Raw genomic sequence first — 14,901 nt, 5'->3', positions numbered from 1 at the left:
GGGAGGTGAAAGTTATGGCAGATGTATTGGAGCGTGTTACGAAGATCATCGTCGACCGTCTCGGAGTTGATGAATCTGAAGTAAAGCTTGAATCCTCTTTTAAAGACGATCTCGGCGCTGATTCCCTAGACGTTGTTGAACTTGTTATGGAATTAGAAGATGAGTTCGGCATGGAAATTTCCGACGAAGAAGCGGAACAAATTGTGACTGTAGGGGATGCAGTTAATTACATACAGAGTAAACTATAATTGCATGTTTTTAAAAAGTCCCGTATCTTTGCGGGGCTTTCTCCCTTTTCATCCCTTTTTTTGTTAACATAAAGTAGAGGTTGTTTCATTTGTTTAGAAAATGGAGGTAACGTATGCCTAACAAAACAAATTTAAAAAAAAATTTTTTAAAAAAAATAGAAAAGTTTCGTGATTTCCAAGCAAAAATCGGCATTACGTTCACGAATGAAAAGCTCTTATTTCAGGCTTTTACACATTCATCCTATGTGAATGAGCATCGCAAAAAACCGTATGAAGACAATGAACGGCTGGAATATTTAGGTGATGCAGTATTGGAGCTGACGGTTTCGGAGTACTTGTATAAAAAATATCCGACAATGTCTGAAGGCAATTTAACAAAGCTGAGAGCTGCCATTGTTTGCGAGCCATCGCTTGTTACTTTTGCCAACGAGCTTTCTTTTGGCGAACTCGTTTTGCTCGGAAAAGGAGAGGAAATGACTGGGGGGCGCGGTCGTCCAGCTCTTTTAGCTGATGTCTTTGAGGCATTTATCGGCGCTTTGTATTTGGATCAAGGCCTTGAGTCAGTCACTTCTTTTTTAAATAAGGTCGTTTTCCCGAAAATCGACGAAGGTGCTTTTTCTCATGTGATGGATTTTAAAAGCAGATTGCAAGAGCTTATTCAACGTGACGGAAAAGGTGTTTTGGATTATAAAATTTTGGAAGAAAAAGGCCCCGCTCACAATAAAGAATTTGTTGCAACCGTATCTTTAAACGGAGAGGTGATCGGTTCAGGAGTGGGCCGTTCCAAAAAAGAAGCAGAACAGCATGCAGCTGAACAAGGATTGCAAAAATTAGGCGAATTCCCCCAAAAATAAACGGGGGATTTTTTATTGATATTGCTCCGATCATTTTTTGTTATGGTAAAATAGGAAAGACTTATTTGGAATGAAAGGGGATCACCATGTTCCTCAAACGTTTAGATATCGTAGGATTTAAATCTTTTGCAGATCGGATCAGCGTTGATTTTGCTGGCGGCGTTACCGCTGTTGTCGGCCCAAATGGGAGCGGAAAATCGAATATAACAGAAGCTATTCGATGGGTTCTTGGGGAGCAATCAGCAAAATCATTAAGAGGATCCAAAATGGAGGATATTATTTTTGCTGGAAGCGATACTCGCAAACGTTTAAATATGGCGGAAGTCACTTTAACTCTTGATAACGGCGATCAGTTTTTGCCGATCGATTATCATGAGGTAAGTGTGACAAGAAGAGTTTACCGCTCTGGAGAAAGTGAATTTTTTATAAACAAGCAATCTTGCCGCTTAAAAGATATTATCGACCTGTTCATGGATTCCGGTCTCGGAAAAGAAGCGTTTTCAATTATCAGCCAAGGAAAGGTTGAAGAAATTTTAAGCGCGAAACCGGAAGATCGGCGGACAATTTTTGAAGAAGCGGCTGGTGTGCTAAAATATAAAACCCGAAAAAAGAAAGCTGAAATAAAACTTGCTGAAACTGAAGAAAATTTAAATAGAGTTCAAGACATTTTATATGAACTGAATGCGCAAATTGAGCCCCTTAAAATGCAGGCATCTATTGCAAAGGATTATTTGGATAAAAAGGAAGAACTGAAGCAGCATGAGGTCGCTCTTCTCGCGCATGAAATTGAAGAGCTTCATGATAGATGGGAAGCATTGAAGCGTTCGGTCGAAGAAAATCGCGATCGCGAACTAGAGCTGACATCGCAAATACAAAAAAAAGAAGCGAATCTGGAAGAAATGCGGGATCAAATCAGTGCATTGGATGAATCAATCAATGATTTGCAGCAAGTTCTTCTTTTGGCAAGCGAAGAACTGGAGAAGCTTGAAGGGAAAAAAGAAGTTTTAAAAGAAAGAAAAAAACATGCGGCGCAAAACGAACAGCAGTTGAAAGAGCAAATCGCTGAGCTGACTGAACAAATAAATCATTTATTAAAAGAAAAAGAAGAGCAAAAAAGCGTCTATGAAACATGCGAAAAAGAAGTAAAAGAACTAAAATCCTTCCTGCAAAAAAAAGAAAACGAGCTGCTAAGCCTGGATGGAAACATCGAGGAAAAGCTTGAGCAGCTAAAAAGTGACTATTTTGAAAAATTAAATGAACTGGCAAGCGCTCGAAATGAAATCAATTATATTGAGGAGCAGCTAAGCTTGCGAAAAGTCAAAGCAGACCGCTTAGACGAGGCAAACGAAAAATATATTTCCGAAAGAAAAGAGCTGAAAAAAGAGAAAGGGAAAATAGAAGCACAGCTTTCTAAAATCGGAAAAACATTGCAAAATCAGCTTTCCTCTTATCATACAGGCTTAAAAACGTTGGAAAGCCTAAAACAACAATATGAAAAGAAGGAATCGCTGCTTTATCAAGCATATCAATATTTACAAAAAGCAAAATCAAAAAAAGAAATGCTAGAGGCGATGCAGGAGGATTATACCGGTTTCTTCCAAGGTGTCCGCGAAGTTTTAAAAGCAAAAAACAAGCTAAAAGGCATACATGGTGCTGCTATCGAGCTGTTGACAACGAAACATGAATATGAAACAGCCATTGAAATTGCTCTTGGCGCGGCAAGCCAGCATATAGTCGTTGACGATGAAGAATCGGCAAGACAGGCGATTGCGTTTTTGAAGAAAAATGCATTCGGCAGAGCGACGTTCCTTCCTTTATCTGTCATCAAAGGCCGCTCAATCCCGAAATATCAGCTTTCGATTGCAGAAAGCCATCCTGATTTTATCGGGATAGCGTCTCAACTCGTGGAATATGAATCAGCATATAAGCCGATCATAGAAAATCTGTTAGGAAACGTTATTATCGCAAAAACGTTGGAAGGGGCAAATGCGATTGCCAAACAAATTCAGTACTCTCACCGAATTGTTACGCTTGAAGGCGATGTAGTCAATCCAGGCGGATCGATGACAGGAGGAGCGGTGAAGCAGAAATCACCTTCTTTCCTTACTAAAAACCGAGAGCTTGAGTCGATTCGCGACAAAATTGCGGAAATGGAAGAAAAGACAGCTTTGCTCGAAAAAGAAGTAAAAAATCTGAAGCAATCGATTGCCAAAAAAGAGAAAGAGCTTGATGATCTGCGGGAAGAAGGATCTTCTTTGCGAATGGAAGAGCAAGCTTTGAAGGGCAGCTTGAGGGAAATTGAATTAAAAGAGCGAAATATTAATGATCATTTGAAGCTTTACGATGCTGAAAAAATCGCCTATGTAGAAGAACAGGAGAAGTTAGATGAAAGAAAAACAAAATTGCTGTCCTCCATCGAACAAATGGAAGGACAAATACAACAGCTAGATTCAGAGATTCGTCAGCTGGCCGAGAAGAAGGAGAAACAGCAAAAATCAAAGGAAGAATGGATGCAGGAAATAACAGAGCTCAAAATTATTCTTGCAGGAAAAGAGGAATCCTTTAAAAATAGTAAGGAACAATTAGCACGCCTTGAAAAAGAATATCATCTGGCGAATCAAAAAAAGAAAGAGGCGGAAAAAGATTTACAACTATTATTGGATGAAATCGACCGCGACCACTCCGGTGAAATCCAATTGGAAGAAATAAAAAAGGAGAAGCTTGAGGACAAAAATAAAACAATTGAATTGATCGCATCCCGCAGACGCCAGCGAATGAGCATGCAAGAAGAGCTGGAACGAGAAGAAAAAGAATGGAAAGAGCTGAAGCGCGCTCATAAACAACTGACGGACGTTCTAAAAGATGAAGAAGTGAAATTAAACAGGCTGGATGTGGAGCTTGATCAGCTCTTGAATTATTTGCAAAATGAGTATAAGCTAACTTTTGAAGCAGCAAAGGCCCGCTTTCCTTTACAGATGGAGAAAGAAGAGGCGAAGAAAAAAGTAAAGCTGATTAAACTGGCATTAGAAGAGCTTGGAACCGTAAACTTAGGGGCAATTGATGAGTACGAGCGGGTGCGTGAACGGCATGAGTTTTTAACAGAACAGAGGGACGATTTATTGAATGCAAAAGAAACTCTTTTTAAAGTCATCGCCGAAATGGATGAAGAAATGAAAAAGCAGTTTTCCCAAATGTTTGCCAAAATACGTTCTCAATTCGATATCGTTTTTAAAGAACTGTTCGGAGGCGGAAAAGCGGATTTAATTTTGACAAATCCCGACGATCTGTTAAACACCGGAGTGGACATTATTGCTCAGCCTCCAGGGAAAAAACTGCAATATTTAAGCCTGCTGTCCGGAGGCGAACGCGCTTTGACCGCAATTGCCCTTCTATTTTCCATATTAAAGGTACGTCCTGTTCCGTTTTGTGTTCTCGATGAAGTAGAGGCGGCATTGGATGAAGCAAACGTTCAAAGATTTTCTAAATTTTTGAAGCGTTTCAGTGAGAATACTCAATTTATTGTCATCACCCACCGGAAAGGGACGATGGAAGAAGCGGATGCTTTATATGGTGTGACAATGCAAGAATCGGGAGTGTCAAAAGTTGTATCCGTCCGCTTGGAAGATACAGTTAGATATGTGAAATCGTCGTGAAAGGAAGAAAAAATAAATGAGTTTTTTTAAGAAATTAAAAGAAAAAATTTCAAAGCAGAAGGATTCAGTAACGGCAAAATTTAAAGAAGGGCTTGAAAAAACGAGAAGCTCTTTTACAGAAAGCTTAAATGAACTTGTTTCGCGCTATCGAAAGGTTGATGAAGAATTTTTCGAGGAATTAGAGGAAATTTTGATTACTGCCGACGTCGGCGTTCAAACGGTCATGGACTTGATCGATGAATTGAAAATGGAAGTGAAAAGGCGAAACATTCAAGAACCGAAGGAAGTGCGCGCTGCCATTTCCGAAAAGCTTGTTGAAATTTATCAAGGAGAAGACGGCGCTCCTACCGATTTAAACATTGAAGACGGCCGGTTAAACATCGTATTGTTTGTTGGCGTCAATGGTGTTGGAAAAACGACGACGATCGGAAAGCTTGCACATCGATTAAAAGAAGAAGGAAAATCTGTCCTTCTTGCTGCCGGCGACACGTTCCGAGCAGGCGCCATCGAACAGCTGGAAGTTTGGGGGGATCGGGTTGGCGTAGATGTGATTAAACAATCGGCAGGCTCTGATCCTGCTGCCGTCGTGTATGACGCCATTCAGGCCGCTCGCTCTCGAAAAGTAGACGTCTTATTATGTGATACTGCTGGACGGCTTCAAAATAAGATGAATTTAATGAAAGAGCTTGAGAAAGTAAAGCGGGTTATCGAACGGGAAATTCCAGGTGCTCCGCATGAAGTGCTGCTTGTCCTTGATGCGACAACAGGACAAAATGCAATGAGCCAGGCAAGACAGTTTTCGGAGGCGACAAATGTCACTGGAATTGCCTTGACAAAATTGGATGGCACTGCGAAGGGAGGAATTGTTCTAGCCATTCGAAATGAGCTGAACATTCCTGTAAAACTGGTGGGGCTTGGCGAAAAAATGGACGATCTTGAGAAATTTGATGCAGAGAAATATGTTTATGGGCTGTTTGCCGATTTAGTAGATGAAGCGTAACGTAATTGTGTTAAGAAAAAAACTTGACATCTACAGTTAGAATCGATACACTAAAAACATGTAAAGGCAATTCACTTAACAACAGGGGGTGTTGATGTTGCTTGAAAAAACAACGAGGATGAATTATTTATTTGATTTTTATCAGTCGTTGTTGACGCCAAAGCAAAAAAGCTACATGTCTCTGTACTACTTGGATGATTACTCCCTAGGTGAAATTGCTGAAGAATACAACGTCAGCCGCCAGGCAGTGTACGACAACATAAAACGGACGGAAATGATGCTGGAGGAATACGAGCAGAAGCTTCAGCTGTTCAAGAAATTTCAAGAGCGTAAAAAAATAATTGAAAAGCTGAAAGGTCTGCCTTTCCAATCAGAAATGAAGGAAGAATTTGACCGACTACTTCATCTTTTGGAAAAACTGGATTAGGAGGAGCCGCCATGGCTTTTGAGGGATTAGCCAACCGACTGCAAAACACGATGGCTAAAATCCGCGGCAAAGGAAAGGTTTCTGAAGCGGATGTCAAAGAAATGATGAGGGAAGTTCGTCTTGCTCTTTTGGAAGCGGACGTCAACTATAAAGTCGTCAAAGACTTTATTAAGAAAGTCAGCGAAAGGGCTGTTGGCCAGGAAGTCATGAAAAGCTTGACACCAGGCCAGCAAGTTATCAAAGTAGTGAAAGAAGAGCTGACCGAGCTGATGGGCGGCGAGCAGAGCAAAATTGCCGTAAGCAAACGGCCGCCGACGGTGATTTTGATGGCGGGCCTTCAAGGTGCAGGGAAAACGACTACGACTGGAAAGCTTGCCAACTACTTGCGAAAAAAACATAACCGAAACCCGCTTCTTGTTGCAGCTGATATTTATCGTCCTGCAGCCATTAAACAATTAGAAACATTAGGAAAGCAGCTTGGCATGCCTGTATTTTCACTCGGCGACAAGGTAAGCCCTGTTGAAATAGCCAAACAGGCGCTGGAATATGCCAAAAATGAGCATCATGATTATGTTCTCATTGATACAGCCGGACGCTTGCATATCGATGAAAATCTGATGGATGAATTAAAGCAGGTGAAGGAAGCTGCAAATCCTGATGAGATTTTTCTCGTTGTCGATGCCATGACTGGACAAGATGCCGTCAATGTGGCAAAAAGCTTTCATGATGAGCTTGGCATTACCGGTGTTATTTTGACAAAGCTTGATGGGGATACACGTGGCGGTGCTGCGCTTTCCATTCGTGCGGCAACAGGTGCTCCGATTAAATTTGCCGGGATGGGCGAAAAGCTGGATGCGCTCGAACCGTTTCATCCCGAACGAATGGCATCGCGTATATTAGGAATGGGAGATGTCTTGACCCTGATCGAAAAGGCTCAAGAGAACGTCGATCAGGAGAAAGCGAAGCAGCTGGAAGAAAAAATGAGGACGATGTCTTTTACTTTCGATGATTTTTTAGAGCAGCTTGAACAAGTAAGAAACATGGGTCCTCTTGATGAGTTGATTTCCATGCTGCCTGGTGCAGGGAAAATGAAAGGCTTGAAAAACATTCAAGTTGATGAAAAGCAGCTAAGCCACGTTGAAGCGATCATCCGCTCCATGACAAAAGAAGAAAAAGAGAAGCCGGAAATTATTAATGCAAGCAGAAGAAAACGGATTGCTAAAGGGAGCGGTACTTCTGTCCAGGAAGTAAACAGGCTTTTAAAGCAGTTTGAAGAAATGAAAAAAATGATGAAGCAAATGACTTCAATGACAAAAGGCAAGCGAAAAGGATTTAAATTTCCTTTTATGTAATAAAAATTTATTCTGTTAAGAAAAAACACTTTACAAACTTTTTGATCATTGATAATATTCTATTTTGTTGAAAATATTTCGGAGGTGTAAAAAAATATGGCAGTTAAAATTCGTTTAAAACGCATGGGTGCAAAAAAATCTCCATTTTATCGCATTGTTGTAGCTGATTCCCGTTCTCCTAGAGATGGACGTTTCATTGAAACGATCGGTACGTACAATCCAGTAAAGGATCCTGCTGAAGTGAAAATTGACGAAGAATTGGCTCTTAAGTGGCTTCAAAACGGTGCAAAACCGTCTGACACTGTTCGTAACCTGTTTTCGAAACAAGGGATTATGGAAAAATTCCACAATGCGAAATATAGTAAATAATGTGTGATTATTATGGAACAGTTAATAACAACAATTGCCAAAGCTATTGTTGATCATCCGGATGAAGTCAAGGTGAACAGAGAGGAGAAAAAAGGTGAAATTGTATATACTCTTTCTGTTCACCAAGACGATATTGGCAAAGTGATTGGAAAACAAGGCCGTATTGCAAAAGCGATCAGGACGGTCGTTTATGCAGCGGCTAGCGGCAAATCAATGAGAGTAACGCTTAAAATTAATGATTAAAAGGTGAGGGGATTGCTCCTCGCCTTTTTTACAAAAGAAGAAAAGCTGATTTCGCAGGATCAAAAAATCACATTTGAAATTGCGACGATTCCAGACCTCCCTCTTCTGGCCAGAAGGGAAAAGCCGGGAGGGATCTTCCATGAATATACTCCTCGGAGCAATTTTATGACTGGAGGAGAGAGGAATGAAAATCATTTATCCGATCACAGTAAAGCAAATATTGACGGAAAACAGCAAGGAAAAACTGATTCATAAATGGCAGGCAAAAAAAGAAGAAATGAAACGGGAATGCGATCAATTATATTTTCAGCTGAAAAAAGCTGAAAAAACAACAAAAAACCAGTCCATCATTTCCCAGTACCATCAGGAAATCAACAAAAGAAAGGAAAAAATGAAGTTGATGGAATTTAAGCTTCAGCAAATCGATATGCTCCCTCTAGGCAGCGAATTAAAAGAACGGGAAGTGAACGCAGTAATCGAAGTAAAAGAAGGCGACAACTGGGATCAATTGCTGAATGAAAAAACGATTGTGATCGAAGATGGAGTAGTAAAAGAGATTCGCTAGAGGTGATCATATGGCCGAAAAATGGTTTCAAGTCGGAAAAATTGTCAATACGCACGGAATTCGCGGCGAAGTGCGCGTCGTTTCCGTAACTGATTTTCCTGATGAGCGATATAAACGCGGAAACCGTTTATACATTTTTCAAAAAGACAAAGAGCCTGTTGAAGTCATTGTCAAATCTCATCGAATTCATAAAAATTTTGATTTATTGTCTTTTGAAGGGTATGATTCGATCAATGAGGTTGAGCCGTTTAAAGGCTCAGACATAAAGGTTCCAGAAAGCCAGCTTGGCAGCCTGGATGAAGGAGAATATTATTTTCATGAAATTATCGGATGCTCCGTGTATACCGAAGACGGCGATGAGCTGGGGATCATAAATGAAATTTTAACGCCCGGTGCTAACGATGTGTGGGTTGTCAAACGAAAAGGCAAAAAAGATTTGTTGATTCCATATATCGAGGATGTTGTGAAACATATTGATGTGAAAGAGAAGCGAGTCATCATTTTTCCTATGGAAGGGTTATTGGACAAATGATTATCGATGTACTGACTTTATTTCCTGATATGTTCGCTGGAGTTTTTAACCAATCGATTTTAAAAAAAGCTCAGGAGAAGGATGCTGTTTCGATTAACGTTATTAATTTTCGAGACTATTCAACAGACAAGCATCAGTCGGTCGATGATTATCCGTACGGTGGCGGTGCCGGCATGGTATTAAAGCCGGAGCCGATCTTTCATTCTGTTGAGGCTGTAAAAGAAAAGCGAAACGCACAGCATTCGAAAGTCATACTTGTTTGTCCGCAAGGAGAACGCTTTACCCAAAAAAAAGCAGAGCAGCTGGCTCAAGCAGATCATCTAATATTTATTTGCGGGCATTATGAAGGCTACGACGAAAGAATCCGTTTTCTTGCGACAGACGAAATTTCAATTGGAGACTTTGTCCTGACAGGTGGCGAGCTTGCCGCGATGGTCATCATTGACTGTGTTGTGCGTCTTCTACCAGGTGTTCTCGGAAATGAAGAATCGCACCAAAATGATTCTTTTTCAACGGGACTGCTTGAACATCCGCATTACACCCGCCCTGCTGAATTCAGGGGGATGAAGGTGCCTGATGTGTTATTGTCAGGCCATCACGAAAAAATAGCCGAATGGCGGGAAAAAGAATCGCTCCGAAGAACATGGGAGCGCAGACCTGACTTATTGGACGGCTATTCTTTAACGGAAAAGCAAAAAAAATGGCTGGAAGAAATAAAAAAGGCGAAATGAATGCTTGCAAATGGTTTGTTTCCTATGATAAGATACGTTTTGTGACATAGACAGCCGGTCTTGTCTTTTTAAAACGATGTTCCGCTGCAAGCATCTTGTATGAGCATCTGTTGGAAGGAGATGATTGCGATGCAAAAATTAATTGAAGAAATTACGAAAGAACAACTTCGCACAGATTTGCCTGAATTTAGACCTGGGGATACCGTCCGTGTTCACGTGAAGGTTGTTGAAGGCTCCCGTGAACGGATTCAGGTTTTTGAAGGAGTTGTGATTAAACGCCGCGGCGGCGGTATTAGCGAAACATTTACCGTTCGTAAAGTTTCTTACGGCGTAGGTGTTGAACGTACATTCCCGCTGCACACTCCAAGAATTGCGAAAATCGAAGTTGTTCGCCGAGGCAAAGTGCGTCGTGCAAAACTTTACTATTTGCGCAATCTACATGGTAAAGCAGCTCGCATTAAAGAAAGATAAACATTCGAACATAAAAAGGGCTTGTATTCAATACAGGCCCTTTTGTCATGTGAGCAGTCATTCACTTATGAATTCATTTAATATTTTTGGAAAAAATTATTTAGCGAAAGCATAATCTGTTTAAAAATAGGTGGACATGTTCTTTTGTTAAGCCAATAATTGTATTAAAATAAATAAAAAACCATTTTAAAAACATAAAGGTGTGAAAGAAATGTCACGTAAAAAAAATGAATTTTTTGAGTGGATGAAAGCTCTAGGTGTCGCCGTCTTGTTGGCGGTCGTCATTCGGACGTTTTTCTTTGCTCCGATTGTCGTTGATGGAGTTTCCATGATGCCGACATTACAAGACCAGGACCGAATGATCGTGAATAAAATCGGAACGAAGCTTGGTGAAATAAAACGCTTTGACATTGTCGTCTTTCATGCAACGGAAGAGAAAGACTACATTAAGCGTGTCATCGGTTTGCCTGGCGATCATATAGAATATAAAGATGACACCCTCTACATTAACGGCAAGAAGTATGAAGAGCCATACTTGGAAAAATATAAACAAAACGGCGTGGATGGCCCTTTAACAGAACCATTTAAACTTGAAGACATTATTGGAAGATCAACTGTGCCTGAAGGCGAATTGTTTGTTATGGGTGATAATAGAAGATACAGCAAAGACTCGCGGCATATAGGGACCATTCCGATTGAATCAGTTATGGGGAAAACTAATTTTGTTTATTGGCCGCTTTCTGAATTTGGAGTTGTAAAGTAGGTGAAGTAGATGACGATTCAATGGTTTCCAGGGCATATGGCAAAAGCGAGACGGCAAGTTGTTGAAAAATTGAAACTGATAGATATTGTCTATGAGCTTGTCGATGCCCGAATCCCTCAGTCATCGAGAAATCCGATGATTGATGACATTATTGCCAATAAAAAAAGAATTTTAATTTTAAATAAAAAGGATATGGCAGACGAAAGCATTACGAAAGAATGGATTCAGTACTACAAAGAACAGGGCATTGCATCAATAGCCATCGACTCGCAAACAGGATCAGGACTAAAACAAATCGTGCAGCTTTCAAAAGAACTGCTCGAAAAAGAACGTGAAAAAATGAAAGCAAAAGGGGTAAAACCAAGGGCGATCCGCGCATTAATTGTTGGAATTCCGAATGTCGGCAAATCAACGCTGATCAATCGCCTTGCAGGAAGAAACATTGCCAAAACCGGCGATCGTCCAGGCATAACGAAACAGCAAAGCTGGATCAAGACAGGAAAAGAATTGGAGCTGCTCGATACCCCAGGCATTCTTTGGCCGAAATTTGAAGATGAAGAAGTCGGGCTGAAGCTGGCTGCGACAGGCGCCATTAAGGATGAGATTTTAAATTTGCAGGATGTAGCAGCTTATGCGATGCGATACTTGATCAAGCATTATCCAGATCGTTTAATGGATCGCTATCAAATCGACAATCTATCAAATGAAAATGAAATCGTCGACTTATTTGATCATATTGGAAAAAAAAGAGGCTGTTTATCAGCTGGCGGCCTGATAGACTATGACAAGACGGCGGAAGTGTTCATAAGGGATGTTCGGACATTGAAGCTGGGGAAAATAAGTTTTGACCGGCCAAATGAATAAAGGCACGCATTCCGCGTGTCTATATTTTATTTTTAACAAAACTCGTTCACTTGAGAGAAGCGGTGCAATCGGCGCTTAACCGGTTAATCGGTTTTCCTTTCTTGACGGGTAAAGAGCTTCCAAAGAAGCTTTCGAGAAATAGTAAAAAAGTCTTGAAAGTCATTTGAGCATGTGAAAAATAGACGCTTAATCAAATTGCAGCCGAGGAAGCCGTTCATGTACTAACTATTCGAACGAAATTTACAAATGCAAATATTAAGGGAGAGGTTGAAGAAAGTTGAATTTAACGGCGAAGGAAATTGAAGAAAAGCTCAGTGCCATCCATGATATAAACGACCCTTTTTTTCTTGCCTGCCAAAAAGATGAGCGGAAAACCGTCCAAAAATTAGTAAAAAAATGGCTGAAGCAATATGAAAAAGAGCAGCAATTGAGACAGCAGTTTCAAAACATGTGCAAATACGAAAGAGAATTGAAAGAAAAGGGATTTCGAATGCTGGCAGGCATTGATGAAGTGGGAAGAGGGTGTCTTGCAGGTCCGGTCGTTGCTGCTTGCGTGATTTTGCCTGATGAATTTTATTTGCCGGGGCTGACGGACTCGAAAAAAATTTCGAAGCAAAAACGGGAAGAGTTTTTTCAATACATAATGGATCTGGCAGTAGATGTCGGGATTGGGTTTGTGTCGGCAAAAGAAATTGATGAGCTAAACATTTACAATGCGACAAAAAAAGCAATGCTTTTAGCCATTGATCAGTTAAAGCAGGCAAAGCCGGATCATTTATTGATTGATGCTCTTGAATTACCAATTAATATTCCGCAGCTTTCCATCATTAAGGGTGATGAAAAAAGCATTACGATTGCAGCAAGCTCCTGCATCGCAAAAGTTGTGAGAGACAGGTACATGGAAGAGCTGGGAAAGCAATTTCCGGAATACGGCTTTGAACGTCATGTGGGCTACGGTACAAAGCAGCATTTGGAAGCGATCGAGAAGCACGGTGTGACGGAGCATCATCGGAAAAGCTTTGCTCCGGTACAAGATGCGTTAAACTTTTTTAACGGGTGATAAGAATGAATGAAATATCTGCTCTTCTTAGGAAGATAAGTCTTCAATCTCTTTTTGATCCCGCGGCCAAAACATTTCAAGATCAAGAGATTGTGAAAGGAAAAGTGTTGAAAATTTATCCTAATTCTCATGCATTGCTTGCAATTGGAAAAATGAAATTAACCGCTGCTGTTGAGGCGGATATTCAAGCAATGAAAACTTATTGGTTTCAGACTGAAGTAACGGAAAGCGGAATCAGACTGAAGCTTTTGTTTCCGGAAAAAGATGAAGGTCATACAGGCCGAGCTATTCTTGAACATTTCCGCCTGCCTGCTGACAATATGGCCTCGCAGCTTATTGATTTGCTGCTGGAAAATGAAATTCCTTTTTCCAAAAAAGACTTGGCTCTTGCCATCAACATTTTGCAGTCCTTTAAGGGAAAAGCTCCTCGTGAAAGTTTATTTCAGGCGCTTCTCATCGCTTTTGAAAAAAAACTGCCAATTGCGGAGCATGTCATCCGTCCTTTGCTGGCTGTTCAAGATGAGAAGAAGCTGTCTCAGCTCCTTTTTCAATTAGACGAAATGTTAAACAATAGCGGAAGAGCCGAGGACATGAAAGATCTAAACCGAAACCTGTTTCAGCTTACAAACCTTCGTTTTCTATATAAAGCCGAAGAAGTGAACCAAATATTGCGAGAAAGAAATGACACCTTTTCCAAGCAATTGTTGAATAAGCTTGAATTTTGGATGAAAGAAAATCCGCTAGCCATTAAGCAGCTTATACTGAATGAAAACAGTGAGCAAGCATCGCTTCAACCATTCACAAAAGACAAGGCGGACGGAAGTAGAATTGGACAAATGCTGAACGCGGAAGAAAAAAATACGCTGAAAGCAATGTTTCAGCAAAGCATCCACAACGTTTCCGCTCAAGAAGTGAAACAATTGTTAAAAACAGCGATAGCCAAAATCGGCTTATTTGAACATGCTGAAAGCAGTAGCGGTCAGAGTGAATGGCCATTAAAGACACTGCTTATAAAATATTTGCAAAATATGGAACATTCAAGTTTAAGAGGGGCGATGGAGCGCGCTTTAGATTACATAAACGGACAGCATTTTATGCGGGAACAAAAAGGACCTGTTGAACAATTTTTTATTCATGTCCCCATTCAGTTAGGAGAGCAATGGACGGATATTACAATCCAAATCAACGGAAAAAAAGACGAAACAGAAAAAATAAATCCTAATTTTTGCCGAATCGTTTTTTCATTGTATTTAAAAGAAATAAAAGAAACAGTAGTGGACGTATTCATTCAAAATCGCGCTGTAAAAGTTACGATTTACAACGACATTCTTGAAGAAAGTGATATTGTTCAGCATTTGGGAAGCCTTCAGGAAAATTTAAAACAAATCAATTATGTTTTAACAGGAGTTTCTATCCAAAAGGGAAAAACGGATGAACAAACTCAAAAGGTCATTTCCGGACAACCTTACCAGAAGGTGGACATCAAAATATGAAAAAAGAAACAAAAGATTTAAAAGCTGTTGCCCTCAGCTATAACGATGAAAAGGACGCCGCGCCAAAAGTATCGGCAAAAGGTAAAGGGTATGTCGCTGAAAAAATCATTGAAAAAGCTAGAGAAAACAATGTTCCGATTCAAGAAGATCCCTCGCTTATTGAACTTTTGTCAGAAGTGGAAATAAATGAGCAAATTCCCGAGGAGCTTTATGAAGTGGTAGCTGAGCTTTTAAGCTTTATATACCGCTTAGACCAGCAAAGATGAAATAAACGAC

17 protein-coding genes are annotated in these 14,901 nt (G+C 40.4%); all 17 read left to right on the top strand.

Features of this window, described 5'->3' with window-relative positions; translation table 11 throughout:
• Positions 1-14: 14 nt before the first annotated feature.
• The 17 genes from NSU19_RS11440 (at position 15) to NSU19_RS11360 (ending at position 14,891) form a co-directional block, all read left to right on the top strand.
• Positions 15-248 (top strand): acyl carrier protein, encoded by a 234-nt coding sequence (locus NSU19_RS11440; RefSeq protein WP_063388436.1) that lies wholly within the window; start codon positions 15-17, stop codon positions 246-248.
• A gap of 113 nt (positions 249-361) precedes the next feature.
• On the top strand, positions 362-1,102 hold the full coding sequence (rnc, locus tag NSU19_RS11435) for a ribonuclease III (RefSeq protein WP_094246063.1): 741 nt from the start codon (positions 362-364) through the stop codon (positions 1,100-1,102).
• 86 nt (positions 1,103-1,188) lie between these two features.
• Complete coding sequence (gene smc, locus NSU19_RS11430) at positions 1,189-4,755, top strand: chromosome segregation protein SMC (RefSeq protein WP_339196576.1); 3,567 nt, start codon at positions 1,189-1,191, stop codon at positions 4,753-4,755.
• A gap of 16 nt (positions 4,756-4,771) precedes the next feature.
• The gene (gene ftsY, locus NSU19_RS11425) at positions 4,772-5,755 is read left to right on the top strand and encodes a signal recognition particle-docking protein FtsY (protein WP_063388433.1); all 984 of its coding nucleotides are present in this window, start codon (positions 4,772-4,774) and stop codon (positions 5,753-5,755) included.
• A gap of 94 nt (positions 5,756-5,849) precedes the next feature.
• Positions 5,850-6,182, top strand: coding sequence for a putative DNA-binding protein (locus NSU19_RS11420; protein WP_063388432.1), 333 nt, complete (start codon positions 5,850-5,852; stop codon positions 6,180-6,182).
• A gap of 11 nt (positions 6,183-6,193) precedes the next feature.
• Positions 6,194-7,534 (top strand): signal recognition particle protein, encoded by a 1,341-nt coding sequence (ffh, locus tag NSU19_RS11415; RefSeq protein WP_066246533.1) that lies wholly within the window; start codon positions 6,194-6,196, stop codon positions 7,532-7,534.
• 96 nt (positions 7,535-7,630) lie between these two features.
• A complete protein-coding gene (gene rpsP, locus NSU19_RS11410) occupies positions 7,631-7,903 on the top strand; it encodes a 30S ribosomal protein S16 (RefSeq protein WP_063388430.1) in 273 nt (90 codons plus the stop codon).
• 12 nt (positions 7,904-7,915) lie between these two features.
• Complete coding sequence (locus tag NSU19_RS11405; RefSeq protein WP_063388429.1) at positions 7,916-8,146, top strand: KH domain-containing protein; 231 nt, start codon at positions 7,916-7,918, stop codon at positions 8,144-8,146.
• A gap of 184 nt (positions 8,147-8,330) precedes the next feature.
• Positions 8,331-8,711, top strand: coding sequence for a YlqD family protein (locus NSU19_RS11400; protein ID WP_063388427.1), 381 nt, complete (start codon positions 8,331-8,333; stop codon positions 8,709-8,711).
• A 10-nt stretch (positions 8,712-8,721) separates the two neighbouring features.
• Positions 8,722-9,243 carry a ribosome maturation factor RimM gene (gene rimM, locus NSU19_RS11395; protein WP_066246531.1) on the top strand — a complete coding sequence of 174 codons (522 nt, stop codon included), beginning with the start codon at positions 8,722-8,724 and terminating at the stop codon, positions 9,241-9,243.
• Positions 9,240-9,974 carry a tRNA (guanosine(37)-N1)-methyltransferase TrmD gene (gene trmD / locus NSU19_RS11390; protein ID WP_063388425.1) on the top strand — a complete coding sequence of 245 codons (735 nt, stop codon included), beginning with the start codon at positions 9,240-9,242 and terminating at the stop codon, positions 9,972-9,974. Before rimM ends, trmD begins: the two co-directional genes overlap by 4 nt.
• Positions 9,975-10,103: 129 nt before the next feature.
• Complete coding sequence (gene rplS / locus NSU19_RS11385; protein ID WP_063388424.1) at positions 10,104-10,445, top strand: 50S ribosomal protein L19; 342 nt, start codon at positions 10,104-10,106, stop codon at positions 10,443-10,445.
• Positions 10,446-10,656: 211 nt separating this feature from the next.
• The gene (gene lepB / locus NSU19_RS11380; RefSeq protein ID WP_063388423.1) at positions 10,657-11,208 is read left to right on the top strand and encodes a signal peptidase I; all 552 of its coding nucleotides are present in this window, start codon (positions 10,657-10,659) and stop codon (positions 11,206-11,208) included.
• Positions 11,209-11,217: 9 nt separating this feature from the next.
• Positions 11,218-12,072: a ribosome biogenesis GTPase YlqF gene (gene ylqF / locus NSU19_RS11375; RefSeq protein ID WP_063388422.1), complete on the top strand. Its 855-nt coding sequence runs from the start codon at positions 11,218-11,220 to the stop codon at positions 12,070-12,072.
• Between the two features lie 298 nt (positions 12,073-12,370).
• A complete protein-coding gene (locus NSU19_RS11370) occupies positions 12,371-13,132 on the top strand; it encodes a ribonuclease HII (protein ID WP_339200015.1) in 762 nt (253 codons plus the stop codon).
• 5 nt (positions 13,133-13,137) lie between these two features.
• Positions 13,138-14,625 carry a hypothetical protein gene (locus tag NSU19_RS11365; RefSeq protein WP_339192943.1) on the top strand — a complete coding sequence of 496 codons (1,488 nt, stop codon included), beginning with the start codon at positions 13,138-13,140 and terminating at the stop codon, positions 14,623-14,625.
• A complete protein-coding gene (locus tag NSU19_RS11360) occupies positions 14,622-14,891 on the top strand; it encodes an EscU/YscU/HrcU family type III secretion system export apparatus switch protein (protein ID WP_063388419.1) in 270 nt (89 codons plus the stop codon). Before NSU19_RS11365 ends, NSU19_RS11360 begins: the two co-directional genes overlap by 4 nt.
• Positions 14,892-14,901: the final 10 nt, after the last annotated feature.

This window comes from Aeribacillus sp. FSL k6-2211 (assembly GCF_037966125.1).
Classification (GTDB): Bacteria; Bacillota; Bacilli; order Bacillales; family Aeribacillaceae; genus Aeribacillus; species Aeribacillus composti.
Note: the sequence above shows the minus strand (reverse complement) of the source record. Positions and strands in the feature narration are given on the sequence as shown.